Raw genomic sequence first — 25,283 nt, forward strand, 5'->3', positions numbered from 1 at the left:
AACAATGACATTCGCGCCGGCGCGCAGCTGGCGTTCGTCCTGGATGCTCGGAGGGGTGACCGCGGTACGCTCATGCCTGACCCGTTCCGCAGCTTCGATCAATCCAAGCCGGCGAGATCGGTCTTGCCGATGCGCACGTCGCCCAGCGTGCGGAAAGTCAGCCGGGCGCCGATCGTCCAGTCGCTCGCGGACTCGTCTGACGGGTCACGCTTGTCGGAATAGACCAGCGAGAAGACCGTGCACTCGTCGGCATAGGAGAGGCCGATCCCCTTGCGGTTGATCGTGGCGTTGTTCAGATCCCATGTGAGTGAACCGAAAACGGACCAGTATTCGTCGATCTTGACCGAGCTTGCCGCCTGCAACTCGTCGTTCTTGTCCTGGAAACCGTATTCTGGCTGTGCGGCGATCTGCGTGTAGGTGAGGTTCGCCAGCAGCCGGTCGTTGGTGAATCCGAGGCTCGCGTCGGTGCGGCGCACATCGAACGTCCTTTCGTCGAAACGCGCATTGGCACTCAGCGTCAGCCCGTTCGGGATGTCGATCCCGGCCATGCCGACATAGTCGGAACGGTCGGTTTCGAGACCGGAATCGGCGCCGGCATTGACGAGGTCGTCCGTCGCAAACGAGTTGAGGCCCGCGAGATGGTACGATTGGCCGAAGATGGCCCGCAGGCCGAAACCGTTGTCGAGCGTGCCGGTATAGCGGATGCCGACATTCGCGCGGGTGCCGCCCTCGACCCGGTCGAAACCGGAGAACTTGTCCCGCTCGAAGAGGTTGGTGGCGTCGAAGACGAAGCTTTGCGCATCCTCGTTCGGCAGCCGGCCCGCGAGCTGTTCGTCGTTGCGCGCATAGATCTGCGCGATCGGCTCGACGATATGGCTGCTGTTGTCGGTAGTGATCAGGATCGGATACCGCGCCTCGAGCCCCGCCGTCAGCATGTAGCGGGTCGCCGTCGCCTCGTTATAGTAGTTGCCGGTGTAACCCGTCGGGCTGTTCATATCGAGCCAGTAGGCGTCACCGCGCGCGGCAAGCAGCGGCGTAAGCTGAAGTCCGCCCGGAACGGAGAAGGTCCGCTTCCATTCGGTTTCGGCGGTGATCCGGCTCATCGAGCCTTTGAGGCCGCGGAAACGGTCGTTGATGCCGTCGGCGTTGGCGTCGACCTCGTCCGTCTTGAAGCGCGAAAGCGCGGTGAAGTTCAGCGTGCCGGACAGTTGCCCGCCAGCCACCGGCTCCGGCGCTACATAGCTGTAGTCGAGGGACGGCATCACGACCGGCTGGCGCTTCTCGGCGTTGCTGTCCGGATCGGCGTCCTGCACATCGAAATAGTAGCCGTGCAGATCGAAATAGTTCCGCTCGCCGAGGCCGGTCAGATAGACGTCGTTCGTGTGCGTCGTCTCGTCGAGGCCGTCGAGACTGTAGGTGCGGGCGAAGTTGTTGTCGCTCTGCAACATGACATCCCAGCCGAATGTCCAGCGGGGATTGATCTTGAACTCGCCCTTGGAGGCGACCATTCCGCGCTGGTCCCGGCGCGCATCGCTGGTGCCGGCGTCGAAATTCCCGCTGTTGAGCTGCTGGATGCCGGCGAAGCGGAGCGTCGCCGTTCCTTTCTCGAAACGCTGGCGAACTTCCGTCTCGAGAAGCAGGCCCTGGCTGGTGAAGCCGGTGGCGCGGATCGTCGCATCGCGCTGGTTCGAAAGCGCGATGTAGTAGGGCACCGTCAGGCCGAAGCCGAGGTTCTGCGAGGTCTGCATTTCGGGGAACAGGAAGCCCGATTTGCGCTTCACCGTATGATCCGGCACCTCGAGGAAGGGGAGCACCGCGACCGTCCTGCCGAAGAGCTCGAAGCGGGCCTTTTCGAGACGGATCGTGTGGGTCTCGCCGTTCTGGACCACGCGCTCGGCCTTCACCTGCCAGAGCGGCGGACGCTCCGGGTGATCGGCGCAGGGAAGGCAGGCCGTATAGACTCCCTTGTTGAGAATGATGTCCCGGCCACCGACACGCTCGCCGCTTTCGGCGGCAAGCCGGGTGTTGTCGGTCGTCTCGATCCGGAGCGCCTTGAGGAAGCCGTCCGCGAAATTGTCGGTGACGTCCATCGAGTCGGCATAGAGGCGGTTGCCACCCGGCTCGACCAGTTCGATGTTACCGGTCGCCGTCATGCGGCCGCTCTTCTGGTCGTATTCGACCTGCCGTGCGACCATCTGGTAGCCGGCATAATTGATCTGCACGGCGCCGCGCGCCACGACGCGCTCGGCGTCACGGTCATAGACGAGTTCGTTGGCGGCAAGCAGAAGCTTCGCGTCTTCGGGAATGCTGGGTTCGAGATTGCGCAACTGTCCGCTGTCCTGCGCGCGCACGGCGACCGTCGAGGACAGGTAGGAGCACACAGCGGCACTCGTCAGCAGGGCCAGAAACAGCCTTCTGATATTTCCGCGGTCTGTTACCGCCACTAACCATCCTCCTGATGAAGCAGGATCGTCGCTCCGAGTGCCATCGCCACGACGACCGGTACCCATGCCGCGACGAATGGCGGCACGACACCGCTGCTTCCGAATGCTTTGACAAGCGTGGTTACAACATAAAGCACGAAGCCCGAAAGGATTCCACCCAGAATCACCGACCGGGACTGGTTGAATCTACTGAATTTTAACGAAACGGTGGCGGCGATCAGAGTCATGGCCACGAGGAGGAACGGTAGCGACAGCAGCGAGTGAAATTGCGTTTCAAGCGCTTTGGTTGAGACGCCGAACGATCGCGCAACTGCAATTTTCTGAGAAAGATCATAAAAAGCAACGGTCTCCGGCTGCGCGAGCCGCTGTTGTACGAATTCCTGTTTCAGATTGGTACTGACCTTCGCTGTCGCGAGCCTTGCCGGAACCTCGCCCGGCCGCGTCTCGGTGACGTCGGTAAGAAGCCAGTAACCATCTTTCAACTTTGCCGACCGCGCATCCTGTCGCAGGATGATCCGCCCGTCGCTGTCGAAGTGTATGAGGACGGCATCCGTGATCAGGGTGCCGTTGTCCAGAACCGTCCTTCCGCCGATGACGACGTCGTCCTTGCCGCTGATCTGGCGCAGCCACGGGACCGCCGTCGTCTCCTTGCGGCGATTGCTCGCCTCGCGCCACGTCGATTCGATATTGAGCGCCTGGCTCTGTCCCCAGGCGGCCATCGGATTGATGACCAGCGTGGTGACGAGGCCGATCAAGAGCGCCCCGACGACAAACGGCATCATGAACTGCCAGACCGAGATGCCGGCGGCGCGCGCGACGACCAGTTCCGACTTGCGGTTGAGGGCAATCAGCGTCGTCATCCCGACGAAAAGGGCGACGAACGGGATGGTCTGCTGCAGGATGAGCGGCAGACGCAGCGCCGTCAGGTAGAGGACGCCCGGCAGCGAATAGCCGGTGAGCCCGGCGAACCGGCCCGTCGTCTCGCTGAAATCGATGAGATAGATGATCGACGTCACCCCGATGAAGAACCAGAGCGTCGTCACGATGTAGCGCCGGAAGAAGTAACGACCGAGGGTGAAGATCATGGTGTCTTGCCCTCTTCGCCGGCCTCGTTGCCGGCAAGCCGCACGTTGATCGCCCGCATGGCCCGCGCCGTGCTGTCGGAAAACGGACGCGGCAGGCGCCAGGAACTGCCCCGCCAGAGTTTCATCGCGGCGAGGCCGCTGCTGACGATCGGCAGGAGATAGATGAGCGGCGCATAGGCCTCGTTCTTCTCGGTGAGCTTCACGGTGTAGTTGCCGAGCCAGAAGATGACGAGTGCGATCGTCAGCGCGGTCGCCATCGGCGGAATACGCGCCTCGCGATGGGAGCGGGCATTGCCGGAAAGGGCCAGCGCAATCAGCGAGAAGACGAACGGGAAGGTCCAGCTCGTGAGCCGCTTGTGCAGTTCGCTGCGGTATTCGCCGTAGTTCTTCTTGACGTCCGGATCAGTCATGTCGGGGTTGAAGAGATAGGGCAGGTCGCGGTCGAGGGCATGCAACCGCGCCTGGCCGCGCGTCTGCGTCAGATCCGAAAGGTCGAAGGAGTAGGAATCGAACCGTACGACCGAGACGTTGCCGTCCGGCGCCTTGCGGTGCACTTCTCCGTCGCGCATCACCAGGGCGGTGCCGGTCTCGTCGACCGCGCCTTCGCGGGCGTAGTAGATGAGGTCGTAGGCAGGATCGCGGGAGTCGGCGACCAGCAGTCCCTTGAGTACGCGGCCGGACAGTCGCTCCGAAATCTGCACGTAGAGCCCGTCCTCGATGCGGCGGAAGGTCTTCTCCTCGATGACGGTCGACAGAAGGTCGGCATAGGCGGCCGCGACCATCTCGCGGGCGGCGACCCGCAGCTTGGGCTCGACGAAGTTCGCCATGAAGAAGGAGAATATCGAAAGCAGGATCGTGAACACGATGATCGGGCGATTGATGATGCTGCGCGGGGCGCCCGCGGCGTCAATCACCGCCAGTTCCGAATCGTTGTTCATCGCAGAGAGCGTCTGGGTGATGCCGATCACCAGCGCGAACGGCAGCACCGCCGGGATGATGGTCGGCAGGATGAGGGTCGCAAGCTTCATGAACGAACCTACCGACTGGCCGCTGTCGGTCACCAGATTGATTCGCCCAAGCACCTGCGTGGTCCAGATGATCGCCAGGACCGGCAAGAGGGCGGTGAGCATCATCTGAAAGACACGCCGCAGGATGTAGTGTTCGAGAAGCTTCATTCCATTTCCCGAGGGCGTGACGGTCGGGCCGCGCCGGCGACTGAGGATACCGGGTTCTCTACGACGGTTGCGGCGATTTGGCGACAGGATCGATGCGGATTTCGTGTGTCTACCGCTCAATTTTCCGTTTTCGCGATATTTCGAACACGGCGAAGACGGCGGCAAAGACCACCAGCGAGGAAAGCCAGCCGAGCACGACGTCGGAGAGATAGTGGCCGCCGAAGGCGAGTCTCATCGCCGGCGTCACCAGTGCGACGACGAGGATCGGCGGCGCGAGGACCGGGCGGAGCTTCGCCGGCAGGAAGAGGAGGAGGCAGGCGACCCATCCGGCACCCGCGGCCTCGCCCGAGATGAAGGAGCAGTTGTTGTCGCATTGCCCCATGAACGAGCCCGCCGGGACGAAGGGCAGGTCGCCGCCGAAGAGGTCGGTCTGATAGGGGCGGGGCCGTCCGGAAAAGCTCTTGAGCAGCAGGTTGACCAGCACATAGGGGCCGAGGAGGAGGGCCACGAGCGCGAGGCCGAGCTGCCGCAGCCTTGCCGCGCCGTAGGCCGCGCTGCGCCGGGCGAGGCCGTTGACGAGAATTCCGAGCAGCAGCGCGCCGGCGGCGGCCGGAACGTAGAAGAAGACCTTCCTCACCGCGACGGCGAGGGGATCCTGGCTCCACGGAAAGCTGCCGCAGACGGTGCTCTGCGCATGGGCCCCGGTGCACGGACCGGGCTCGAAGAAGACGCCGGCGACTGCAAGGTCGATATCGGGCCATAGATAGAAGACGAGCAGCAGCGCCCACCAGAGCACGAAGAGGGCGAGGGCGGCGCGCAGCATCTTTCGCGTTCCGGGCTGTTGCAGGTGCCCGCTCTCGGCGGCTTGCAGGTTGATCTTCACGTCGGCTGTTTCCGGTCTTTTCGAGGCGGCGCGACCCTATCCGCTTCCCCGCCCGGCAGGCAAGAGGGAGAGGCCGCAGGACTTGCCAACGGTGCAAAGAGCGATATGTCGGGACAATTGACGCTTGCGTTCATGACCGAAAGGGCCATGATCCCGGCTTTCGTTTCGACCTTCCCCCGGAGTCTCCATGTCTTCCAAATTCGACATTTCCTTCGCCAAGGACCACCGGATCAGCGGCGGGCTCGCCGTGCTTCTTCAGGTTCAAGGAGCCGACGCGGCCGCCGGCGCCGAGGTTGCGGACCCCGAAGGCGTAATCGCCAGGGCCGCCAAGATCGGCAAGTTCACCGGCAAGGCCCGCGCCGTGCTCGACATCCTCGCGCCGCATGGTTCGCCGGCCGACCGGATCGTCGTTCTCGGCCTCGGCAAGACCGCCGAGATCACCGCCCACGACTGGCTGCGTGCCGGCGGCGCCGCTGCCGGGACCTTCAAGTCCGCTGAGAAAGTGACGGTCTTCTTCGACGCGCCGGGTCTCGACGCGAGCGGCAAGGCCGCCGCCGACTTCGCCCTCGGCATGCTTCTGCGCAGCTATGACTTCGACGCCTACAAGACCCGCAAGGGCGACGACAACGGCAACGGAAAGTCCGAACCGAAAGAGGTCAAGGTGACGATCGTCACAGCCGAGGCCTCCGCGGCGCGCAAGGCGTTTGCCGACAACGAGGCGGTCGCCCAGGGCGTCGTGCTCGCCCGCGATCTCGTCAACGAGCCCGCCAACGTGCTGGGGCCGGAGGAATTCGCTGACAAGGCGAAAGCGCTGGAAGCGCTCGGCGTCGAGGTCGACATCCTGACCGAGAAGGACATGAAGAAGCTCGGCATGGGCGCGCTGCTCGGCGTCGCCCAGGGCTCCGTGCGGCCGCCGCGGCTCGCCGTCATGCAGTGGAAGGGCGGCAAGCACAAGGACAAGCCGATCGCCTTCGTCGGCAAGGGCGTGGTCTTCGACACCGGCGGCATCTCGATCAAGCCGGCCGCCGGCATGGAGGAGATGAAGGGCGACATGGGCGGTGCCGCCGCCGTCACCGGACTCATGCATACCCTCGCCGCCCGCAAGGCGAAGGTGAACGCCGTCGGTGTCATCGGCCTCGTCGAGAACATGCCGGACGGCAATGCCCAGCGGCCGGGTGACATCGTCACCTCGATGTCCGGCCAGACGATCGAGGTCATCAACACCGATGCCGAAGGTCGCCTCGTGCTGGCCGATGCGCTCTGGTACTGCAACGACCGCTTCAAGCCCGCCTTCATGATCAATCTCGCGACGCTCACCGGCGCGATCACCGTCGCGCTCGGCAACCTGCACGCCGGCCTGTTCTCGAACGACGACGCTCTTTCGGAGCGATTGCTGGCGGCGGGGCTTGCGACCAACGAGCGCCTGTGGCGGATGCCGCTCGGCAAGGACTACGACAAGATGATCGATTCCAAGTTCGCCGACATGAAGAACTCGAGCGGACGTCAGGCAGGCTCGATCACTGCGGCGCAGTTCCTGAAGCGCTTCGTGCAGGAGACCCCCTGGGCGCATCTCGACATTGCCGGCACCGCCATGGGTTCGCCGACCGACGAGATCAACCGCTCCTGGGGATCAGGCTTCGGCGTCCGGCTCCTCGACGAGCTGGTGCGCGCGCACTACGAAGCGTGACGGGAAGGCGGGCGTCTTGGCCGAGATCCTCTTCTATCATCTGACGGAATCGAAGCTCGAGGACGCCCTGCCGCCACTTCTCGAAAAGAGCGTCGAGCGTGGTTGGCGGGTCGCGGTGCAGACCGCCGATCCTGCCCGCCGTGACGCGCTCGACGCCCATCTCTGGACCTGGCGCGACGAGAGCTTCCTGCCGCACGGCACCGATGCGGCGGAAGGCGCCGAGCAGCAGCCGGTGCTCATCACCGTCTCTCCGGAAAACCTCAATGCGGCGAGCGTGCGCTTCCTCGTCGACGGCGCCGAGCCTCCGGAAGCGCTGGATTACGACCGTGTCGTCTTTGTCTTCGACGGGTACGATCAGGCCCAACTCGAAGCCGCCCGCGCGCAGTGGAAGAAGCTGAAGGGTGAGGGCCACGCGCTCACCTACTGGCAGCAGACGGCCGAGGGGCGATGGGAGAAGAAGGCCTGAGACAGGCCCTTCGTCAGGACTGGCGCAGGTCGGTCTGCGAGAACCCGTCGCCGACATAGAGGAGCGGTACATTGGCCGCCCGGCTGCCGGCATAGGAAAAACAGTCGCCGAAGTTCAGCTCCGCCGGATGACGTCCCTTGCCGTAGCGCGCGAAGGCGTCGAGCGCGTTCGCCGCCATCTCCTCGGTGACCGGCGTGACGCGGATGTCGAGGACGTCGAGGAATTCCTTCACCAGCCGGTCGGCCGTTGGCGGCTCCAGCTCCAGCCTCTTTCCGAGCACGGTCGTCGCCTCGAAGACGGCGGTCGGCGTCGTCATGCGCGGCGTGGCGGTGGCGTCGAGCCGTTCGATGAGCGCGCCGGCCTCCGGCGCGTCGATCAGGATGGCGACGATGGCCGAGCTATCGACGAACATCGGCGTCTCCCCACATCTGATCCAGGAAGGCCCTGTCGTCGAAGGGGCGCAGGCTCGCATGGTCGGCGAGCGCGTACTTCTCGCGCAGCCGGGCGACCCGTTCGCCGAGCGAGGGCTTTGCCAGCTCCTCGTCGATCACACGCTGAAGCGCAAGGCGGATCGCCTCGGTCTTGGTGGGTGCTTTCAGGATGGCTCGCGCCTGTTCGGCCAGAGCGTTGACGCTTTCGTCCCGCACGTAGAGGGGCATGACGGCTCCTTGGGAATATACAACTTACGTATAATGGATATCCCGGATCTGTTCAAACCTCAGCCGGCCATCGCCTCTTCATATTCGGTGGACAGTTCGAGCCACTGTTCCTCGGCGGCTGAGAGCTTTGCCGCGGCCTCGCCGCGCTGCTTTGCCTTTTCCGCTGCCTTGGCCGGATTCTTCTCGTAGAGTGCCGGATCTGCAAGTTCCGCATCAAGCGCCTGAATCAAAGTCTCCAGTTTCTTCGTCAGGGACTCGATTTCATTGATCTTTTTCCTGAGCGGCGCGAGGCTTGCCCGCTTGTCGGCGGCGGCCTTGCGCTGGTCGGCCTTGTTCACCTGGGCGCCGGCATCGGCCTTGTCCTTCTCGTCCGGCTTGCGCGCCGCGGTGACCACAAGGCTGCGATAATCCTCCAAGTCGCCGTCGAAGACGCTGACGGTGCCGTTGTTGACGAGCCACAGCCGGTCGACCGTCGCCTCGATCAGGTGCCGGTCGTGGGCGATCAGGATGACGGCGCCGTTGTAGTCGTTAAGCGCCTCGATCAGCGCGCGGCGGCTGTCGATGTCGAGATGGTTGGTCGGCTCGTCGAGGATCAGAAGGTTCGGCGCGTGGAAGGCGGAGAGCCCCATCAAGAGGCGCGCCTTCTCGCCGCCGGAAAGGTCCTTGGCGGCGGTCGCCATCTTCTCCGTCGCAAGTCCCATCTGCGCGACGCGGGCGCGCACCTGCGCTTCGCCCGCCTGCGGCATCAGCCGGCGCACATGGTCGACCGGCGTCTCGTTCGGCACGAGGTCGTCGAGCTGGTGCTGGGCGAAGAAGCCGACCGAAAGGTTCGGCGCGAGCTTCATTTCGCCGGCCTGCAGGTTGAGCCGCCCGGCGATCAGCTTGGCGAAGGTCGACTTGCCGTTGCCGTTCGAGCCGAGGAGGGCGATGCGGTCGTCGGCGTCGATCCGTAGATTGATGTTCTTCAGGATCGGCTTGCCGGGCTCGTAGCCGACAGCGCCGCCGGAAATCGCGACGATCGGCGAGGCCGGCTGTTTCTCCGGTTCCGGGAAGGAGATCGGCTGGACGTGATCCTCGATGACGGCCGCGACCGTGCCCATGCGTTCCAGCGCCTTGATGCGGCTCTGGGCCTGCCGCGCCTTCGACGCCTTGTAGCGGAAGCGGTCGATATAGCTCTGCAGGTGCTTGCGCGCCGCGTCGCTTTTCGCCTTAGCCTTCATCTGCAGTTCGTCGGCCTCCGCCTTCTGCCGCTCGAACTGGTCGTAACCGCCGCGATAGAAGGTGAGCTTCTTCTGGTCGAGATGGATAATCGCGTTGACGGCGGTGTTCAGAAGGTCGCGGTCGTGGCTGATGATGATGACGGTGTGCGGATAGCGCCGCACATAGTCCTCGAGCCAGAGCGTGCCTTCGAGGTCGAGATAGTTGGTCGGTTCGTCGAGGAGCAGGAGGTCCGGTTCGGAAAAGAGCACGGCCGCGAGAGCCACGCGCATCCGCCAGCCGCCGGAGAACGACGAGGCCGGGCGGCGCTGCGCCTCGTGGTCGAAGCCGAGACCGGCGAGGATCGTCGCGGCGCGCGCCTCCGCCGAATGGGCGCCGATGTCGGCGAGCCGCGTCTGGATCTCGGCGATGCGGTGCGGATCGGTCGCCGTCTCGGCCTCCTTGAGGAGTGCCGCGCGCTCCTTGTCCGCAGCCATGACGATCTCGATCAGCGCCTCTTCGGTACCCGGCGCTTCCTGCGCCACCTGGCCGATGCGGGCGTTCTTCGGGATGGTGATCGATCCCGTTTCGGCGGAGAGTTCGCCGGTGATGATCTTGAAGAGCGTCGACTTGCCGGCGCCGTTGCGGCCGACGAGGCCCGCCTTCGTGCCCTCCGGCAGTGAAACTGTGGCGTGGTCGATCAGGAGCCGCCCGGCGATGCGGGCCGAGATGTCGTTGATGGTAATCATGGCCTTGGCTTTTGGCGGAAGCGCTCGCCAAAGGCAAGACGCGAGCGGCCCCGCCGGCGGTGAGGGTATGCGGGCTCTGCGCCGGGGTGTCCGGCGGGCAACATTTTCCGGCTGTTTTCGCCTTCGGGCGTCAGGCGGCGCGGCGACCCGCGACGCCGGGCGCAAAACAGGCAATCGGCGCGCGCGGGTCCACCTTGGCGGCGGCGAGCGCCTGTTCCGCCCGGGCAGTGAGATGTTGCGCACTCTCGGCGTCGTCGCTGAGGGCAATCCCGATCGACAGTCCGAGTGCGCCGTTGTCCTCGCCGTCGGCGGTGGCGAAGACCAGCCCGTTCTCGACCGAATCGTGGATGCGCCCGGCGATCGTCCGAGCGGCGGCGTCATCGACGTCGGCGAAGAGGAAGGCGAACTCGTCGGCTCCGATGCGGGCGACGAAGTCGTTCTTCTTGATCGACTTCCTCAGGATCGCGGCGAGCCGCTTGAGAATGCGGTTGCCGGCCTCCGTGCCGTAGTCGCGGTTGACGGCGGCGAACCCGTCGATATCGGCGATGAGAAGGGCGGTACCGCGTGGCAGCGCCCCGGACTCGTAGAGGCTCTCGAGGCGGTTGGCGAAGGCGATGCGGTTCGGCAACCCGGTCAGGCGATCGCGCAGGATTGCGGCCTTTGCCGCACGCGTCGCTCGCTCGGCAGTGTCGAGCCGGTCCAGACCGGCCTTCAGCGCCTGCTCGGCCCGGCTTTCGCTTCGAAGAAGTTCGGCGGCGGAGGATTGCAGGAAGTCGACGTCGGCGAGGAGATCCTCGACCCCGCGGTCCCGGTCCTCGCGGATCGCGCGGAGGAGTGTCTCCATGGCGCTGACGAAGGCCTGCTTCTCGCGAATGGCGGCGGACATCTCCTCCGCGGCCCCGGAGAGAACACGCGCGGCCTCCACGCAGGATTTCTCCTCGATGAGCCCGCAATGGCCGGTGAGACGGTAGGCGAGGCCGATCCGGTCGAGCACATGCTGCGGCGGGTTGGGCGCAAGCGAGGTGACGTCGCGGGCGAGCGCCGGATCATGCCCGAAGAGCGCTTCGTGGAAGAGTTCGTAGTTGCGCGGCAGGGCGTCGACCTTGAGTCGCGCCATCGCCTGCGTGACGCGCTGCAGCCGGTCCGTCGCCTCGTTCTCTGCCGATGCCGTCCCTTCGTTCCGATGGCCCATCCCGCTTTCCCCGTCCAAAGCTCGTTTGCTTCCCTGGCTTTTTCCGGAAACCAGATGAGGCGGAAAGCCTGTGCAATCCGTAAACGATGGGGGACGCCGGCGCTTGATGCGCAACGGAGTTTGCCGGGAGGGTTAAGGGACCGTCTCCAGCCGGGTCAGATCCACTGCTGCCCTTCCTGCCGCTGGAAGTAGACGAGGTCGAGTACGAGGGAGGGCTTGCCGAGCACCGTCAACGCCATGTGCGCCTGACCACGGTGATGGGTCTGGTGGTTGAAGAAATGCGCGACCGCGGCGCCGAGCTTGTGGCTGATCGGCTCCGGCTTGACGATGGTCGTGTAGGAGATGCGGGCGTCGAGCGACGCCTCGTCGAGCCCGTCGACCCAGCGGATGATGCGCTCGTCCTCGGCCTTTCGGGCGGCGGCGAGATCGGCGAGCGTTTCATAGGGGCGTTCGTCCAGCGCGCGGGGGACGGGACCTTCGCCGGTGAAACGCCGCATCCAGATACGGTCGCCGACGAGGATGTGGCTGAGTGTGCCGAAGAGCGAGCCGAAGAAGGCGCCGGTGTCACGGAAGAGCTCGTCCTCGGTGAGTTCTGCGGCGGCGGCGTAGACCCGCTCGTTGGCCCAGCGGTTATAGGCGGCGAACATCTGGCAGTGCTGCAGCATTTCGGGTCTCCGGAACGAGTGACGCCTCAGTCTAGGCGAGGGGAACTGAAGTGTGGGTGATGGGTCCGATGAAATTTCCTGATTTGATTGCGCCGCAGCCATGCCCTTGAATGCCGGCGATCATTCTTGGAACAAGGAGCCCCGCGATGTCCAGAACCCTCTACTCGCTTTGCGGCAGTGATCTCTCCCGCCCGTTCTCGCCCCATTGCTGGAAAGTCGTGATGGCTCTGAAGCACAAGGGGCTGTCCTATTCCGAGCGGCCGCTGCCGTTCACGGCCATCCCCGATATCGAGAACGGGGCGACGCGGACGGTGCCGTTGCTGCGCGACGGCGACCGCCTGATCTCCGACAGTTTCGCCATCGCGCTCTATCTCGACGACGCCTATCCGGACGAGCCGACGCTGTTCGGCGGCGAGGGTGGCAAGGCGCTCGCCCGCTTCGTCGAGGGCTTTTCCCAGACGGTGATCCATCCGGCGATCACCCGCATCGCCATCATGGACATCCACGATATGCTCGACGAGGCGGACCGGGCCTATTTCCGCCGAAGCCGCGAACAGCGTTTCGGCGTGCCGATCGAGGAGGTCGCGGCCGCCCGTGACCAGGAAATCGCGGCCCTCCCCGACAAGTTCACGCCGCTGCGCCACGTGCTCACCTTCCAGCCGTTCATCGGCGGCGACGGTCCGCTCTTTGCCGACTACATCCTCTTCGGCGCGCTGCAGTGGCTGAGGATCACGACCGGCTCGGTGCACCTGCCGCAGGACGATCCGGCCTATGCCTGGTACGAGCGCTGCCTCGACCTCTACGACGGCGAGGCCAGGAAGGTCGCCTAACGCTCCTCAGCGCCCGTAGGTCACGGTGATCGCGGCTTTGGCGAGTGCGTTGGCATTCGTCATGAAGCCGATCAGGGCGCCGCTGGCATTCTGGTCGAGGTCGAGCTTGTCGACCGAGAGTGCGGTCACCGTGAAGATGTAGCGGTGCGTCTCGCCGGCCGGCGGGCAGGCGCCGAGATAGCTTGCGAAGCCGGCGTCGGCGCGGCTCTGCACGGCGCCGTCCGGTGCGCCCTTGTTCGGCGTGACGCCGCCTTCGAGCCTGGTGACCGAGGCCGGGACGTTGAACATCACCCAGTGCCAGAAGCCGGAGCCGGTCGGCGCGTCCGGATCATAGGCGCTGACGACGAAGCTCTTCGTGTCCGCTGGTGCATTTGACCAGGAAAGCTGCGGGGAGATGTTGCCGCCGTCGCAGCCGAAGGTATTCGCGACCTGCGCGTCGGAAAGCGTGCCGCCGTCGCGGATGTCGGCGCTCGATAGCGTGAAGTCCGCAGCCTGTGCGGCAAAGCCGGAGAGGCTCGCGATGGCGGTTGCGAGAACGAGGGATTTCAACATGGTCTGGCTCCTTTGCTTTGGAGCCCTACCGTAACCGGCACTTCACTCCGCCGCGGCCCTCGGACGCTCGACTTCTGTCCCGGAACGCTCGCTGTCGCCTGCGGCGGAGCGGATGTCGCGCGGCGAGAGCCCGAAGCGGGCACGGAACCGTGCCGCGAATTTCGACGCCGAGCCGTAGCCGACGTCGAGCGCGACGCGATTGATCGGCAGTTCGCTCGCCTGGAGGAGGGCGAGGGCGGTGGTCATGCGGACGTCGGTAATGATCTCGGTGAGGTTGGTGCCGAGAAGGGCGAGCTTGCGCCGCAGCGTCTGCTCGCTCATCGCAAGCGCGCCGGCGACGATTGCCGCCGGCCAGTCTGCGGCGGGATCGGTCCGGACGAGCGCGCGGATGCGCCAGACGAGATGTTCGCGCATGTCCGGCAGGAGGCCGATCCCCCGCGCCTGCAGGCGGATCACCAGTTCGCCGAGGATGTGGCGATGAACGCTCTCCTGCGTCGAGGCTCCCTCGGCGATGGTTTGCCGTGCGCGGGCAAGCGCATCGAGGAAGCCGTCGTCCAGCGCGATGTGGACGGCCCCGGTCGTCGGCCGTGCCGCGGGGTCGGCGTAAGCGGCGACCAGCGACGGTGCGAGGCTCAGCGCCTCGGCGTGATAGGCGCCCGTCTCCCCGACGCCGTTGATGATCACGCATTCGAGGCCTTGCGGTACGAAGACCGCTTCGCCCGGGCCGGCGATGACCTCGTCATGGTCCGTGATGACGCGCTTCCAGCCCTGCCTGACGAGGATGACCGCCGGCTCATCGATCCGGAACTGCCGGAAGCGGCCGGTCGAGGCCTGCAGGATGGAGCAATGGACGGCAAGTCCGGGCAGGGCCGCGGTGAAGCGGCTGGCGCCGTCTGCGGGGTTTTTCATGGAAGGGCTCCTGTCGATTGCCGCGCGGTCGAACCGCTCGGGAACCGCGGCCGGCCATGTCGGCGGGCAATGATATGACGGTCTCGTGAAATTCGTCCATCCCCCTTGTTTTCGGGCCTTGAGGCGGGTAGATACCGCCCACTTTCCCCATAGAACAGAAGGATGAGAACCATGGCGATTGAACGCACGTTTTCGATGATCAAGCCGGACGCAACGAAGCGCAACCTGACGGGCGCGATCACCAAGATGCTCGAAGATGCCGGCCTGCGCGTCGTCGCGTCGAAGCGCGTATGGATGAGCAAGCGCGAAGCCGAAGGCTTCTACGCCGTGCACAAGGAACGTCCGTTCTTCGGCGAACTCGTTGAAGGCATGACCTCGGGCCCGACCGTCGTACAGGTCCTCGAAGGCGAAGGCGCTATCCTGAAGAACCGCGAAATCATGGGCGCCACCAACCCGGCCCAGGCCGCCGAAGGCACCATCCGCAAGACCTTCGCGCTGTCGATCGGCGAGAACTCGGTTCACGGCTCGGACGCCCCGGAAACCGCCGCCCAGGAAATCAAGTATTGGTTCTCCGACACCGAGATCGTCGGCTGAATCAAGTCCTGAGGCTGTCGCCTCAAGCATTTGAAGACATTCGGGAAGCCGGGGCGGAAACGCTCCGGCTTTATTGCTTTTGGGGCTGGCCGATCACGTCCCGGAAGCCGGCGCCGGGCAATCTTTGTCCGGATCGAAATCCTGGCTGCCGTCGCCCTTGAAGACCTCCGGATTGGGCGTGTAGATCGGCCCGACCACCAGCGGTTTCGCCGGCAGGATGCTCTGGTCGAGCGTCGAGGTCACGCTCGTTTCGATCGTCTGGATCACCGCGTCCTTGTCGTCGAGGATGCGGATCGTCACCGCATAGGGCTTACTTTTGACGATGCAGTGGACCGGCGGGCTTTCGAGCGACACCTTCTCCCAGAACGGGAAGATCTTCGAGCGCGTCACGAGCGGCGGGCCGCCGGCCGGGTTCTCGTAGGTCGTCTCGGCGAAGCTCTCCTCCGGCAGCGGGCCATTGCGCGCCAGCGTGATGACGTAGGTCGCAGCGGCGATGCGGTAGTTGAAGATGAAGACACGGCCCGAGACCTGGAGTGGCTCGTTCGCGTCCTCCCGCTGACAGCCCGCGAGCGGCAGCAGCGCGAGCAGGGCGGCCGCGATCCATCTCGTTTTCATGACAAGGCTTCCTTCTTCTTGCGATAGTGGCGGTGCGCTTTGGTGCGGTTGCCGCAGACCGCCATGTCGCACCATGTGCGGCTGCGGTTCTTGCTGCGGTCGAGGAACAGCCAGCCGCAATTGGCGCAGATCTTGATCCGGTCCTGTTCCGGCGCCGACACGAGCCGGAGCGCGGAGAACGCGGTTGCGGCATCGAGCGCATCGCCGCTTTCCGCCGCACGCAGGTTCGCGGCGATCGCCTCCAGAAGGGAGGCGAGCCTTTCGCGCGTATCGAGGCCGGTCGCACGGGCGCGAAAATAGCCGTCGATCTCCTCGCGCAGGCGGATGAACCGCCCCCTTCCGCCGGGCGACAGCGGCGCGAGCCGTGCGAGGAGATCGCGTTCCGCGCCATGGGTGCGGGCGGCCGGGACGAACAGGTCGAGTTGCGCCGGATCGTCGAAACGATCGATGCGGCGGTCCGGGTCGGAGCGCAGGACGACGCTGTTGGCGACGTCGAAGGCCAGTGTTCCACCGGAGAAGCGATGAGGGGTCCAGGCGAAGGTCATGGCAGAATTATAACTGGTAAAACGAAAAATGATAGTTATAAAACTGCCGAGGGAAGAGGGGTATATGGCCTATCTGCTGCAACAACTCGCCAATGCCGTGCCGGTCGCCGCGCTCTATGCCGCGCTCGCCTTCGGCTACTCGCTTGCCTTCGCCATGACGCGCCGTGCTGACATCACCTTCGGCGTGCTCTTCGCCTTTGCCGGACAGATCTATGTCTTCTTCGCCCATGCCGGCTGGAACCAGCTCTATCTCGTGCTGCCGGCGGCGCTCGCGCTCGGTGCCGCAGCCTCCTTGCTCTATACGCTCGGCGCCGCGGTGCTGATCGGCCGCCACGTGATGCTGCCGCTGCGGCGTGCCTCGCCGAACACGGTGATCGTCGCTTCCCTCGGCGTGCTCGTGGTGCTGGAAGAAATGGTGCGGATCGCCATGGAGAGCCGCGGCCTGTGGCTCTCCCCCTTCCTCAATCGCGAAGTCGTCTTCTGGGCCGACGGCGGCTTCAAGGTGACGCTGACGGTCATCCAGCTTGTGAATGCCGCGTTGATGGTCTCGCTCGTCGTGACAGGCCACCTGCTTCTTGCGCGCACCCGCCTCGGCCGGGTCTGGCGTGGCGTCGCCGACGACCCGCTGGCCGCGGAGATGTGCGGCACCGATGCGCGCGCCGTCTTCGTCTGGTCCTATGTCGCCTCCGCGGCGATCGCGGCCGTCTGCGGCGTGCTCGCGACTTCCTATTACGGCACGATGGATTTCGGGGCGGGGCTTATGTTCGGCCTCAAGGTGGTGCTGGTGGCGGCCGCCGGCGGCTATTCCGTGCCGCTGCGCTCGGCGCTCGGTGCGGCCGCCGTCGCGCTCGCCGAGACACTCTGGAGCGGTTACGGCCCCATTCTGTGGCGTGATCTCGTCATCGTTGGAGGCTTGGTGACCGTGCTGGTGATCAGCCGGCAGGAGCGGGCGATTCCTTGACCGAGCCGCTTACCGCCACTTGTCGAGCGCTTGTGTGTCGGCGTCCTTCGCCGAGACCCAGTCGCCGGCCGAACCGTCGCGCCGGTGCTCCTTCTTCCAGAAGGGGGCGGAGGTCTTCAGGTAATCCATCATGAACGCAGCGCCGTCGAAGGCGGCCTGACGGTGCGGGGCGGCAGCGAGGACCAGCACGATGTTCTCGCCGGGGGCGATCTTGCCGTAGCGGTGGATGGCGGTGAGGCCGAGGAGCCCGAAGCGCTCGACGGCGATCCCGGCGATACGGCGCATCTCCGCCTCCGCCATGCCGGGATAGTGTTCGAGTTCGAGGGCCGAAAGGGTGCCGGCCTCGTCCCGGCAGAGGCCGACGAAGCTGACGATCGCGCCGATGTCCCGGCGCCCTTCCGTCAGCGCCGCGGTCTCGGCGGTAGCGTCGAAATCCTCGCGCTGGACGCGGATGCTCGGCGCGGCAGTCATGTCAGCCACCCGTCATCGGCGGGAACAGGCCGATTTCGCGGGCGCCGGCAATCGGCTCGTCATGCTCGACATGCTCCTGGTTCACCGCGACGCGGATCGCCTGCGGAAACTGGAAGGCCGCTTCGTATTCCTCGCCGAGCCCGCTCAGGTACTGGATAAGGTCGCCGGCAGTGACGACGTTCTCCGGCAGGTCGAGCTCTTCCTCGCCCTTGCCGATCCTCTCCCGTACCCATGCGAAATAGACGAGCTTCATCGCGGTCAGTCCACCATGTGCTTCACGCCGGCACGGAAGTAGTCGTAGCCGGTGTAGATCGTCAGCAGGGCCGCGACCCAAAGGAGCGTGATGCCGATCTCTGTCGTATAGGGCAGGACCTTGTCACCGGCGGGGCCGGCGAGCAGGAAGGCGATCGCGACCATCTGGATCGTCGTTTTCCACTTGGCGATGCGGGTGACTGGCACGCTGACCTTGAGCGCCGCCAGGTATTCCCTGAGCCCCGAGACAAGGATCTCGCGGCAGAGAATGGTGATCGCCGCCCACAGCGACCAGCCGGCGATGGTACCGTCGGCTGCCACGAGCAGCAGGACGGAGGCGACCAGCAGCTTGTCGGCGATGGGGTCGAGCATGCGGCCGATGTTGGAGGTCTGGTTCCAGATGCGCGCGAGGTAGCCGTCGAGGAAGTCGGTGACCGAGGCGATGATGAAGAGCGTCAGCGCCGTCCAGCGGGCCCAGTCGGAGCTCGCGAGTCGTCCCTCGACGAAGAAGCAGAGAACGATGACGGGAACCGCGACGATGCGGCCATAGGTCAGCAGATTGGGGATGTTTAATGCGCGGGAAGCCATGAAAGACCTGTGATTTCTCAATTCGGGTGTAGATGACGGTTTTCTCTCTTCACCGTCAACTGGTCACCCACGGGTTTTTTCGTCTTCCGTCACATAGACCTGCGGCGGAACTGAGGTGCTTCCGATTGCGACACCCGATATTGCCGGCGTACCGGTGCCGGGATCGGCCTCGGGCCACCGGCCCTAGTCGGCGCCGCTCTCGTGGAAGTGATTGTAGATCTGGCGGGCGACGGCCTCGGAAATCCCCTCGACCGAGGTGAGGTCGCTGATCGCCGCCCGCGAGACGGCCTTGGCCGTCCCGAAATGCTGGAGAAGCGCCCGCTTGCGGGAAGGGCCGATGCCGCCGATCTCGTCGAGCGGGTTTTTTACCATCTCCTTCTTGCGTCGTGCCCGGTGCGATCCGATCGCGAAGCGGTGCGCCTCGTCGCGCAGCCGCTGGATGAAGTAGAGCACGGGGTCACGCGGCGGCAGGGTGAAGTCGGGTCGCCCCTCGATGAAGAAGCGCTCGCGGCCGGCATCGCGGTCGACGCCCTTGGCGACGCCGATCGCCGTCACGCAGTCGCGGATGTCGAGGTCGTCGAGGATGGCGCGCACGGCGGTCATCTGGCCCTGGCCGCCGTCGATCAGGATGACGTCCGGCCATGCCGGGAAATGGTTGTTCTCTGCCTCGTCGACCGGCGGCTGGCTGCGGTCGGGCTTGCCCTCTTCCTTCAGGAGACGCGAGAAGCGCCGCGTCATCACCTCCCGCATCATGCCGAAGTCGTCGCCGGGGGTGATGTCCGTCGATCTGATGTTGAACTTGCGGTACTGGTTCTTCACGAAGCCTTCCGGCCCGGCAACCACCATGCCGCCGACGGCATTGGTGCCCATGATGTGCGAGTTGTCGTAGATCTCGATGCGGCGCGGGACGTAAGGCAGGCTGAAGGTTTCGGCAAAGCCCTGCAGCAGGCGCGACTGCGAGGCCGTCTCGGCGAGCTTGCGGCCGTGCGCTTCGCGGGCATTGGCGATCACGTGGTCGAGAATGTCCTTCTTCTCGCCGCGCTGCGGCACGAGCACATGGACCTTGTGGCCGGCCCGCTCGGAAAGGGCGGCGGCGAGCAGCTCCTGTTCCTCGATCGTCTCCGAGAGCAGGATCTGCCGCGGGCAGGGCTTGTCGTCATAGAACTGTGCGAGGAAGGCGCCGAGCACCTCGGCGCCGGAAAGCTGCGGGTCCGCCTTCGGGAAATAGGCGCGGTTGCCCCAGTTCTGGCCGGTGCGGAAGAAGAAGACCTGGATGCAGGAAAGCCCGCCCTCGTGATGGATCGCGAAGACGTCGGCCTCCTCGATGCCGGCCGGGTTGATGCCCTGATGGCTCTGCACGTGGGAAAGGGCCGCCAGCCTGTCGCGGAAGACGGCGGCGCGCTCGAAGTCGAGGTTTTCCGCCGCCTCGTTCATCGCCCTGGCGATCGCCGCCTTCACGTTCTGGCTCCTGCCGGAGAGGAAGTCCTTCGCCTCCCTGACGAGGCCGGCATAGCCCTCGTCGCTGATCTCATGCGTGCAGGGGCCGGAGCAGCGCTTGATCTGGTAGAGCAGGCACGGCCGTGTGCGCGTTTCGAAGACGCTGTCGGTGCAGGTGCGCAGGAGAAAGGCCCGCTGCAGCGAGTTGATCGTGCGGCCGACCGCGCTCGCCGAGGCGAAGGGGCCGAAATAATCGCCCTTGCGGGAACGCGCGCCTCGGTGCTTGAAGATCGCCGGGGCCCGGCTGTCGCCGGTGATCAGGATATACGGAAAGCTCTTGTCGTCGCGCAGCAGGACGTTGAAGCGCGGCCTCAGGCGTTTGATGAGGTTGGCTTCGAGAAGCAGCGCCTCGACCTCGGTCCGGGTCGTGACGAATTCCATGTGCGCCGTCTCGCGCACCATGCGGGCGATACGGTTGGAGTGCACGCGGCCCTGCGCGTAGTTGCCGACACGCTTCTTGAGGCTGCGGGCCTTGCCGACATAGAGCACGTCGCCCTCGGCATTCATCATCCGGTAGACGCCGGGGCTGTTCGGCAGCTTCTTGACGAATTCGCCGATCAGTTCGGCGCCGGAGAGGCCCTGGTGGTCGATGCCGCCCTCGTTCCAGTCGATCGAAAGCGCGGACACCGGCGATTCGCTCTCGACGACGCCTTCGTCCTCATCCTCCGTGCCGTCATAGAGAACGCCGCCGTCCGGCAGCTTTCCTCCCGTCATTCCACAATCTCCGTGCCCGGCCTCAGCCAGGCAAGATGCTGGCCGCCGTCGACGGCAATCATTTGGCCGGTGATCGACGGCGTGTCAAAAAGAAAGCGGATCGTTCGCCCGAATTCCGCAAGCTCCGGTCCGCGGCCGAGCGGCAGGGCATCGATCTGCGCCTGGAAGTCCGCTTCCTCCTGCCGGGTGCTCCGGAAGGTCGGCCCCGGGCCGATCCCGTTGACCCTGACCTTCGGGGCAAAAGCCTGCGCCATGGTGCGAGTCGCCGCAAGCAGGGCCGATTTCGACAGCGTGTAGGAATAGAAGGAGGGCGTAGGTGCCAGCACCCGCTGGTCGACGATGTTGACGATCAGCCCCTGTGCGTCGTCCGGCACCTGCCGGAAGAAGGCCGCGCCGAGGATCGACGGTGCGCGGACATGCAGGTCGAAATGGGCGGAAAAGCTCTCCGCGTCGAAGGTTTGGGCCGCGTCTTCCAGGAAGACCGAGGCGTTGTTGACGAGCAGTCCGATCGGGCCGAGAGCGGCGTTGGCGGCACCCATGAGCGCGGTCGTCTGCCCGACGTCGCGGAAGTCGGCGGCAAGCACTGCTGTCCGCGCGCCGTCCCGCCGCAAGTCGTCTGCAAGCGCTTCGGCTTCGTCCACCGAACCGTTGACGTGGATGGCGACGGCGAAACCGTGGCGCGCCAGATCCTCGACGATCGCGCGGCCAAGTCTTTTACCCGAACCGGTGACGAGGGCGGTCTTCGCTATGCCTTTTTCCATTTCCGCTCTGCTTTCGACTTCCGATGAACTGCCTCGCATATATGTCGTATCGCTCATTCTTAAATAGGGAATGCAGATTCTTTTCGGCATCCCGTCATTCGTTCTACTTGATAAGACTGGAGATGTTTTTCGACGTTAATCAGTATTAATCGAAATCACAGCAAACATAGTTAACAAAAAGTTTGTTGCGGATTAGCAACATCTAATTTCTGTCATTTCTGTGCCACAATGAATTCACAATTCGGCTCTTTCAATTCCTCAATTGGCCGCCACATTTACTCTCAGAACGGGCGAGATAACCCGCTCAATTGTTCCAGCCGCCACTTCGATATGTTCGCCTGCGGCAACGGACTGAAAAGGAGACTAGTATGCGTAAACTCGTTATGATCCTCATGGCAACCGCCGCCGGTGTCGCGACGTTCTCGACCGCTCAGGCCGCCGACGCCGTCGATCAGATCCCCGAGGCTCCTGCCGCGACCGAAAGCTACAGCGCGCCCGTCAGCAACTGGGCCGGTGCCTATGTCGGTGCGACCGCCAACTACGACTGGGGCCGCTTCGGCGGTGGCGACTACAACGCCAAGGGCTTCGGTGGCTCGCTCTACGGCGGCTACAACTTCCAGAACGGTCAGATCGTCTACGGTGCGGAAGCCGACATCGGCTACACCGGTGAAGACGGCAGCGCCGGCGCCGGCCTGACCGGCAAGCAGGGCGTGAACGGGTCTGTCCGTGGCCGCGTCGGCTACGACATGAACCCCTTCCTGATCTATGGTACGGCCGGTCTCGCACTTTCGAACAACAAGCTCGAGAGCGCCACGGACTCGGATGAAAAGATCGCCGCCGGCTACACCGTCGGTGCCGGTGTCGAAGCCAAGGTCACCGACAACATCATCGCTCGCGTCGAGTACCGCTACAGCGACTACCAGAAGCGTGACTTCAGCCTCGACGGCACGACCGTTTCGCGCGGTTTCGACGATCACAGCGTCAAGGTCGGTATCGGCGTCAAGTTCTGATCGCTGAAAGACGACATCACGAGCAAAGCCGGGTCCAGCGCCCGGCTTTTTTGTTCTGCGTTGGCGTTGTCGCCGCCGGGACTATGCCTGCGGCCTGAGTTCCGCATAATCCTCGAAGCGCTTCTCGAACTTCTGCGGCCAGGCGGCAAGCGCCGTGCGTCCGTCCTCCCACTCGCCGGGGAAGCGCAGCATCAGGTAGCCGATCAGCGCGGCGAGCGAGAAGTGCCCGCCATGCAGCGATTTGCCGGTCTTCGGCAGGTTGGCGTTCAGGTAATCGAGCCCACGGCTCACCTTCTGCCATTGCCGGTCGATATAGGGCTGGTGCACGCGTTCTTCCGGGCGCTGGCGCCGCTCGTAGACGATCGCGACGAGGCAGTCGGTGATGCCGTCGCAGAGCGCCTCGAGCACCTCTGCCTCGGTGCGCTTGCGGTTCTTGCGGGGGTAGAGCCCGCCTTTAGAGCGGCGGTCGAGATAGTGCATGATGGTGCGGCTGTCGAAGATCGGACCGTCCTCGCCGGTGAGAAGCGTCGGGATCTTGCCGAGCGGATTGTTGTCGATCAGTTCCGGCGGGTCCTCGGTGGTGGCGACCCGCACGACCTCTGTTTCCATGTCGAGATAGCGGAGTGCCATGCGCACTTTCGAGGAATAGGGCGAGGTGGAGGAGCAGAGGAGTTTCATCGTTCTTCCAGTTCGGTTGTTCAGCGTGCCGGCGGCACGGTGACGGAGGGGAGGGAGCAGGCCTGTGCGTCGATCGCCGGGCAATCGCGGAAGGCAAGCTCCGGTGTCAGGCAAACGCGGATTTCCGAGAGCTTGCCGCGTTCGCAGGTGATCGCCAGTGCCTGGCGAGAGAGGCCGGCATTAGCGCGCGTGAACTGCGTCTCGATCGCATCGACGTCGACGGTCATCGTCTTCTCCGCCGCTTTCAGCGTGTCGGGGATCCGGATGCGTTCGTAGGCCGCGCGGGTGAGTGCGAAATAGTCCATCTGGCTGAGTCCGGAACAGGTGCCATGCTTGCGCCACTGGTGGCCGATCAGTCCCATGCTCGGCATGATGTCGAAGAGCGTGCGTTCGAGCTTGTCCGGCACGCGCCGCGGCTGGTTGGTCGGGCAGTTTTCCGGATAGCCGCGTTCGTTCTGCGGCCAGAGCCCGTGCACAACGAGCCCATAGCGTTTTCCGTCGCCGCACTGGTCCCGGTTGCCGGCGGCCTTGGCGCTTGCGCAGAAGGTCGGCGACCAGGAGAGCGCCAGCACATAGAAGTCGAAACCGGAAGGCTTCGGAGGCTCGTCCGCTCCCGCACCATACGGGAGGATGACGGTGGCACCGGCGAGAGCGGCCGCGCGCAGCACGTTCAGTCGAGCAGACGTTCGCATCGATTCAGCGCAGGGACGCACAGCGGGCGCCGTAGACGTGCCACGGGTCGAGGCCGTCGGTGCAGAACTCGACGGACGAACCGAGACCCGCAAAGCCCCATGTGCTTTCGATCAGATACCAGAGATTGCGGCCGAGGCCGTCGCTGGTGGTGATCGTCGCATGGCAGAAGCGCCGTTCGACGCGATGTGTCGCGTCGGTCGGCCGGAAGCCGGTTTCGCGGATGATGCCGAAGTCGGCGATCGAGAGATCGATCTTCAGGAATTGCCGGTTGTTGCGGGAGAACCGGCTTTCGACCGACCCGACGACGGCCGCGTCGTCGCAACGCGGTGTCGCGGCCCGGCTGTCCGCTACCGTAAGCGCCGTGGCGACGACCGCGAGGCATGTGCTGACGAGGATTTTCGCACCCATGGCTCTCTCCCGTTTGCGGCAAGAATGTTGTCAAACCGGCAAGAGGTCAAGGGCGATCGACGCCGCAGGAAGCGGCTTCCTCAGTTCTCTCCGCGCAGCCAGAAGCAACGTTGCGAGGCGTAGCGATCCTGCGCGAGGACGCGCTTCAGTTCGGGCAGCAGCAGATGCAATTCGTCCTTCAGCGTGAAGGGCGGATTGACGATGACGAGGCCGGAGCCGGAGAGCCCCGTCGTCTCGCGGTCGCTGCGCACCGAAAGCTCGGCACAGAGCATTTTCGGGATTTCGAGGGCTTTCAGCGCCTCGTGGAATTCGGCGACCGGCGCGCCCTTCTTGATCGGATACCAGAGGCAGTAGGTGCCGGTCGCGAACCGGCGATAGGCCTTGGCGAGGCCGTCGACCAGCCGTTCGTATTCGCCCGCCTCCTCGAAGGGCGGATCGACGAGCACGATGCCGCGCTTTTCCTTCGGCGGCAGGTGCGCCCCGAGCGCGAGCCAGCCGTCGAGTTCGGTCACCCGCACCTGGTAGTCGCCCTCGAAGAGGCGGGCGAGCGCGCGGTTGTCGTCCGGATGAAGCTCCATCGCCGAAAGCCGGTCCTGAGGACGGAAGAGCATTCGCGCGAGCTTCGGCGAGCCGGGGTAGAGGGTGATCGGTCCTTGCGGATTGAGCGTGCGGATGGCGTCGAGATAGGGTGCGAGCAGGGCCGCGACGCCCTCCGGAAGATCGGCCTCCATCAGCCGGCCGATGCCGTCGCGCCACTCGCCGGTCTTCTGCGCCTCCTCGGAGGAGAAGTCATAGAGCCCGATACCGGCATGCGTATCGAGCACGCGGAAGGCCTTGTCCTTCTGCTGCAGATAGACAATCAGACGCGCCAGAACGGCGTGCTTCAGCACATCGGCGAAATTGCCGGCGTGGTAGATGTGGCGGTAGTTCATCTGTGTTTCCGATGGTTCTTATGAATTCTTGGAATGGACCTTTAAGGCGCCTGCCGCTTGCCATATACATG

28 protein-coding genes are annotated in these 25,283 nt (G+C 64.8%); 6 read left to right on the forward strand and 22 right to left on the reverse strand.

What is annotated here, in order from left to right:
* Positions 1-98: 98 nt before the first annotated feature.
* The 4 genes from DFR48_RS04645 to DFR48_RS04660 all read right to left on the reverse strand — a co-directional run bounded on the left by DFR48_RS04645 (position 99) and on the right by DFR48_RS04660 (position 5,587).
* The gene (locus tag DFR48_RS04645; RefSeq protein ID WP_245415526.1) at positions 99-2,444 is read right to left on the reverse strand and encodes an LPS-assembly protein LptD; all 2,346 of its coding nucleotides are present in this window, start codon (positions 2,442-2,444) and stop codon (positions 99-101) included.
* Positions 2,444-3,529, reverse strand: coding sequence for an LPS export ABC transporter permease LptG (gene lptG / locus DFR48_RS04650; protein WP_114361988.1), 1,086 nt, complete (start codon positions 3,527-3,529; stop codon positions 2,444-2,446). Before lptG ends, DFR48_RS04645 begins: the two co-directional genes overlap by 1 nt.
* The gene (locus tag DFR48_RS04655) at positions 3,526-4,704 is read right to left on the reverse strand and encodes an LptF/LptG family permease (protein WP_114361989.1); all 1,179 of its coding nucleotides are present in this window, start codon (positions 4,702-4,704) and stop codon (positions 3,526-3,528) included. Before DFR48_RS04655 ends, lptG begins: the two co-directional genes overlap by 4 nt.
* A 109-nt stretch (positions 4,705-4,813) precedes the next feature.
* The gene (locus DFR48_RS04660) at positions 4,814-5,587 is read right to left on the reverse strand and encodes a phosphatase PAP2 family protein (RefSeq protein WP_114361990.1); all 774 of its coding nucleotides are present in this window, start codon (positions 5,585-5,587) and stop codon (positions 4,814-4,816) included.
* Between the two features lie 187 nt (positions 5,588-5,774).
* On the opposite strand from DFR48_RS04660, the gene DFR48_RS04665 reads away from it, so the two are divergent.
* Together DFR48_RS04665 and DFR48_RS04670 are read left to right on the forward strand one after the other, a co-directional pair.
* Positions 5,775-7,274: a leucyl aminopeptidase gene (locus DFR48_RS04665; RefSeq protein WP_114361991.1), complete on the forward strand. Its 1,500-nt coding sequence runs from the start codon at positions 5,775-5,777 to the stop codon at positions 7,272-7,274.
* A 16-nt stretch (positions 7,275-7,290) separates the two neighbouring features.
* Entirely contained in the window at positions 7,291-7,740 is a 450-nt protein-coding gene (locus tag DFR48_RS04670; RefSeq protein WP_114361992.1) for a DNA polymerase III subunit chi, read from the forward strand.
* A 13-nt stretch (positions 7,741-7,753) separates the two neighbouring features.
* On the opposite strand, the gene DFR48_RS04675 is transcribed toward DFR48_RS04670, so the two are convergent.
* The 5 genes from DFR48_RS04675 to DFR48_RS04695 form a co-directional block, all read right to left on the reverse strand.
* Positions 7,754-8,152: a type II toxin-antitoxin system VapC family toxin gene (locus tag DFR48_RS04675; protein ID WP_114361993.1), complete on the reverse strand. Its 399-nt coding sequence runs from the start codon at positions 8,150-8,152 to the stop codon at positions 7,754-7,756.
* The gene (locus DFR48_RS04680) at positions 8,139-8,399 is read right to left on the reverse strand and encodes a type II toxin-antitoxin system VapB family antitoxin (RefSeq protein ID WP_114361994.1); all 261 of its coding nucleotides are present in this window, start codon (positions 8,397-8,399) and stop codon (positions 8,139-8,141) included. Before DFR48_RS04680 ends, DFR48_RS04675 begins: the two co-directional genes overlap by 14 nt.
* 59 nt (positions 8,400-8,458) lie before the next feature.
* The gene (gene abc-f, locus DFR48_RS04685; protein WP_114361995.1) at positions 8,459-10,345 is read right to left on the reverse strand and encodes a ribosomal protection-like ABC-F family protein; all 1,887 of its coding nucleotides are present in this window, start codon (positions 10,343-10,345) and stop codon (positions 8,459-8,461) included.
* A gap of 130 nt (positions 10,346-10,475) precedes the next feature.
* Positions 10,476-11,537 carry a GGDEF domain-containing protein gene (locus tag DFR48_RS04690; protein ID WP_114361996.1) on the reverse strand — a complete coding sequence of 354 codons (1,062 nt, stop codon included), beginning with the start codon at positions 11,535-11,537 and terminating at the stop codon, positions 10,476-10,478.
* 155 nt (positions 11,538-11,692) lie between these two features.
* A complete protein-coding gene (locus DFR48_RS04695) occupies positions 11,693-12,202 on the reverse strand; it encodes a DinB family protein (RefSeq protein WP_114361997.1) in 510 nt (169 codons plus the stop codon).
* A gap of 146 nt (positions 12,203-12,348) precedes the next feature.
* On the opposite strand from DFR48_RS04695, the gene DFR48_RS04700 reads away from it, so the two are divergent.
* A complete protein-coding gene (locus DFR48_RS04700) occupies positions 12,349-13,032 on the forward strand; it encodes a glutathione S-transferase family protein (RefSeq protein WP_114361998.1) in 684 nt (227 codons plus the stop codon).
* 6 nt (positions 13,033-13,038) lie between these two features.
* Here DFR48_RS04700 and DFR48_RS04705 read toward each other — a convergent pair whose 3' ends face one another.
* Positions 13,039-13,581, reverse strand: a complete 543-nt coding sequence (locus DFR48_RS04705; RefSeq protein WP_210205963.1) for a YbhB/YbcL family Raf kinase inhibitor-like protein — start codon at positions 13,579-13,581, stop codon at positions 13,039-13,041.
* 45 nt (positions 13,582-13,626) lie between these two features.
* Complete coding sequence (locus DFR48_RS04710) at positions 13,627-14,493, reverse strand: helix-turn-helix transcriptional regulator (RefSeq protein WP_114362000.1); 867 nt, start codon at positions 14,491-14,493, stop codon at positions 13,627-13,629.
* A 171-nt stretch (positions 14,494-14,664) separates the two neighbouring features.
* Between DFR48_RS04710 and ndk the strand changes: the two genes are divergently transcribed.
* Positions 14,665-15,087 (forward strand): nucleoside-diphosphate kinase, encoded by a 423-nt coding sequence (gene ndk, locus DFR48_RS04715; RefSeq protein ID WP_112686940.1) that lies wholly within the window; start codon positions 14,665-14,667, stop codon positions 15,085-15,087.
* A gap of 93 nt (positions 15,088-15,180) precedes the next feature.
* On the opposite strand, the gene DFR48_RS04720 is transcribed toward ndk, so the two are convergent.
* Complete coding sequence (locus DFR48_RS04720) at positions 15,181-15,702, reverse strand: hypothetical protein (RefSeq protein ID WP_114362001.1); 522 nt, start codon at positions 15,700-15,702, stop codon at positions 15,181-15,183.
* Complete coding sequence (locus DFR48_RS04725; RefSeq protein WP_114362002.1) at positions 15,699-16,247, reverse strand: CGNR zinc finger domain-containing protein; 549 nt, start codon at positions 16,245-16,247, stop codon at positions 15,699-15,701. Before DFR48_RS04725 ends, DFR48_RS04720 begins: the two co-directional genes overlap by 4 nt.
* A 64-nt stretch (positions 16,248-16,311) precedes the next feature.
* Here DFR48_RS04725 and DFR48_RS04730 point away from each other — a divergent pair, with 64 nt between their 5' ends.
* A complete protein-coding gene (locus DFR48_RS04730; RefSeq protein ID WP_114362003.1) occupies positions 16,312-17,208 on the forward strand; it encodes a branched-chain amino acid ABC transporter permease in 897 nt (298 codons plus the stop codon).
* Between the two features lie 9 nt (positions 17,209-17,217).
* On the opposite strand, the gene DFR48_RS04735 is transcribed toward DFR48_RS04730, so the two are convergent.
* From DFR48_RS04735 to DFR48_RS04755, 5 genes are all read right to left on the reverse strand, one after another.
* A complete protein-coding gene (locus DFR48_RS04735; RefSeq protein ID WP_114362004.1) occupies positions 17,218-17,679 on the reverse strand; it encodes a molybdenum cofactor biosynthesis protein MoaE in 462 nt (153 codons plus the stop codon).
* Position 17,680: 1 nt separating this feature from the next.
* Complete coding sequence (gene moaD / locus DFR48_RS04740) at positions 17,681-17,932, reverse strand: molybdopterin converting factor subunit 1 (RefSeq protein ID WP_114362005.1); 252 nt, start codon at positions 17,930-17,932, stop codon at positions 17,681-17,683.
* 5 nt (positions 17,933-17,937) lie between these two features.
* Positions 17,938-18,519, reverse strand: coding sequence for a CDP-diacylglycerol--glycerol-3-phosphate 3-phosphatidyltransferase (gene pgsA / locus DFR48_RS04745; RefSeq protein WP_114362006.1), 582 nt, complete (start codon positions 18,517-18,519; stop codon positions 17,938-17,940).
* 183 nt (positions 18,520-18,702) lie between these two features.
* Positions 18,703-20,730 carry an excinuclease ABC subunit UvrC gene (gene uvrC, locus DFR48_RS04750; protein ID WP_114362007.1) on the reverse strand — a complete coding sequence of 676 codons (2,028 nt, stop codon included), beginning with the start codon at positions 20,728-20,730 and terminating at the stop codon, positions 18,703-18,705.
* Entirely contained in the window at positions 20,727-21,491 is a 765-nt protein-coding gene (locus tag DFR48_RS04755; RefSeq protein WP_114362008.1) for an SDR family oxidoreductase, read from the reverse strand. Before DFR48_RS04755 ends, uvrC begins: the two co-directional genes overlap by 4 nt.
* A 368-nt stretch (positions 21,492-21,859) precedes the next feature.
* Here DFR48_RS04755 and DFR48_RS04760 point away from each other — a divergent pair, with 368 nt between their 5' ends.
* Complete coding sequence (locus tag DFR48_RS04760; RefSeq protein WP_114362009.1) at positions 21,860-22,501, forward strand: outer membrane protein; 642 nt, start codon at positions 21,860-21,862, stop codon at positions 22,499-22,501.
* Between the two features lie 81 nt (positions 22,502-22,582).
* Here DFR48_RS04760 and DFR48_RS04765 read toward each other — a convergent pair whose 3' ends face one another.
* The 4 genes from DFR48_RS04765 to DFR48_RS04780 form a co-directional block, all read right to left on the reverse strand.
* Positions 22,583-23,179: a glutathione S-transferase gene (locus tag DFR48_RS04765; RefSeq protein ID WP_114362010.1), complete on the reverse strand. Its 597-nt coding sequence runs from the start codon at positions 23,177-23,179 to the stop codon at positions 22,583-22,585.
* Between the two features lie 20 nt (positions 23,180-23,199).
* Positions 23,200-23,871, reverse strand: a complete 672-nt coding sequence (locus tag DFR48_RS04770) for a ribonuclease T2 family protein (protein ID WP_114362011.1) — start codon at positions 23,869-23,871, stop codon at positions 23,200-23,202.
* 4 nt (positions 23,872-23,875) lie between these two features.
* Positions 23,876-24,280 (reverse strand): hypothetical protein, encoded by a 405-nt coding sequence (locus tag DFR48_RS04775; RefSeq protein WP_114362012.1) that lies wholly within the window; start codon positions 24,278-24,280, stop codon positions 23,876-23,878.
* A gap of 80 nt (positions 24,281-24,360) precedes the next feature.
* Complete coding sequence (locus tag DFR48_RS04780; protein ID WP_114362013.1) at positions 24,361-25,212, reverse strand: 23S rRNA (adenine(2030)-N(6))-methyltransferase RlmJ; 852 nt, start codon at positions 25,210-25,212, stop codon at positions 24,361-24,363.
* Between the last annotated feature and the right edge of the window lie 71 nt (positions 25,213-25,283).

Origin of the sequence: Ciceribacter lividus, from assembly GCF_003337715.1 — a bacterium.
GTDB classification, from domain to species: Bacteria; Pseudomonadota; Alphaproteobacteria; order Rhizobiales; family Rhizobiaceae; genus Allorhizobium; species Allorhizobium lividum.

Bases quoted from the DNA above. Each gene is read 5' to 3' on its own strand.
- lptG (WP_114361988.1), bottom strand. From the start codon at position 3,529: ATGATCTTCACCCTCGGTCGTTACTTCTTCCGGCGCTACATCGTGACG.
- DFR48_RS04655 (WP_114361989.1), bottom strand. From the start codon at position 4,704: ATGAAGCTTCTCGAACACTACATCCTGCGGCGTGTCTTTCAGATGATG.
- DFR48_RS04665 (WP_114361991.1), top strand. From the start codon at position 5,775: ATGTCTTCCAAATTCGACATTTCCTTCGCCAAGGACCACCGGATCAGC.
- DFR48_RS04675 (WP_114361993.1), bottom strand. From the start codon at position 8,152: ATGTTCGTCGATAGCTCGGCCATCGTCGCCATCCTGATCGACGCGCCG.
- DFR48_RS04680 (WP_114361994.1), bottom strand. From the start codon at position 8,399: ATGCCCCTCTACGTGCGGGACGAAAGCGTCAACGCTCTGGCCGAACAG.
- abc-f (WP_114361995.1), bottom strand. From the start codon at position 10,345: ATGATTACCATCAACGACATCTCGGCCCGCATCGCCGGGCGGCTCCTG.
- DFR48_RS04690 (WP_114361996.1), bottom strand. From the start codon at position 11,537: ATGGGCCATCGGAACGAAGGGACGGCATCGGCAGAGAACGAGGCGACG.
- DFR48_RS04695 (WP_114361997.1), bottom strand. From the start codon at position 12,202: ATGCTGCAGCACTGCCAGATGTTCGCCGCCTATAACCGCTGGGCCAAC.
- DFR48_RS04700 (WP_114361998.1), top strand. From the start codon at position 12,349: ATGTCCAGAACCCTCTACTCGCTTTGCGGCAGTGATCTCTCCCGCCCG.
- DFR48_RS04710 (WP_114362000.1), bottom strand. From the start codon at position 14,493: ATGAAAAACCCCGCAGACGGCGCCAGCCGCTTCACCGCGGCCCTGCCC.
- ndk (WP_112686940.1), top strand. From the start codon at position 14,665: ATGGCGATTGAACGCACGTTTTCGATGATCAAGCCGGACGCAACGAAG.
- DFR48_RS04720 (WP_114362001.1), bottom strand. From the start codon at position 15,702: ATGAAAACGAGATGGATCGCGGCCGCCCTGCTCGCGCTGCTGCCGCTC.
- DFR48_RS04725 (WP_114362002.1), bottom strand. From the start codon at position 16,247: ATGACCTTCGCCTGGACCCCTCATCGCTTCTCCGGTGGAACACTGGCC.
- DFR48_RS04730 (WP_114362003.1), top strand. From the start codon at position 16,312: ATGGCCTATCTGCTGCAACAACTCGCCAATGCCGTGCCGGTCGCCGCG.
- DFR48_RS04735 (WP_114362004.1), bottom strand. From the start codon at position 17,679: ATGACTGCCGCGCCGAGCATCCGCGTCCAGCGCGAGGATTTCGACGCT.
- moaD (WP_114362005.1), bottom strand. From the start codon at position 17,932: ATGAAGCTCGTCTATTTCGCATGGGTACGGGAGAGGATCGGCAAGGGC.
- pgsA (WP_114362006.1), bottom strand. From the start codon at position 18,519: ATGGCTTCCCGCGCATTAAACATCCCCAATCTGCTGACCTATGGCCGC.
- uvrC (WP_114362007.1), bottom strand. From the start codon at position 20,730: ATGACGGGAGGAAAGCTGCCGGACGGCGGCGTTCTCTATGACGGCACG.
- DFR48_RS04755 (WP_114362008.1), bottom strand. From the start codon at position 21,491: ATGGAAAAAGGCATAGCGAAGACCGCCCTCGTCACCGGTTCGGGTAAA.
- DFR48_RS04760 (WP_114362009.1), top strand. From the start codon at position 21,860: ATGCGTAAACTCGTTATGATCCTCATGGCAACCGCCGCCGGTGTCGCG.
- DFR48_RS04765 (WP_114362010.1), bottom strand. From the start codon at position 23,179: ATGAAACTCCTCTGCTCCTCCACCTCGCCCTATTCCTCGAAAGTGCGC.
- DFR48_RS04770 (WP_114362011.1), bottom strand. From the start codon at position 23,871: ATGCGAACGTCTGCTCGACTGAACGTGCTGCGCGCGGCCGCTCTCGCC.
- DFR48_RS04775 (WP_114362012.1), bottom strand. From the start codon at position 24,280: ATGGGTGCGAAAATCCTCGTCAGCACATGCCTCGCGGTCGTCGCCACG.
- DFR48_RS04780 (WP_114362013.1), bottom strand. From the start codon at position 25,212: ATGAACTACCGCCACATCTACCACGCCGGCAATTTCGCCGATGTGCTG.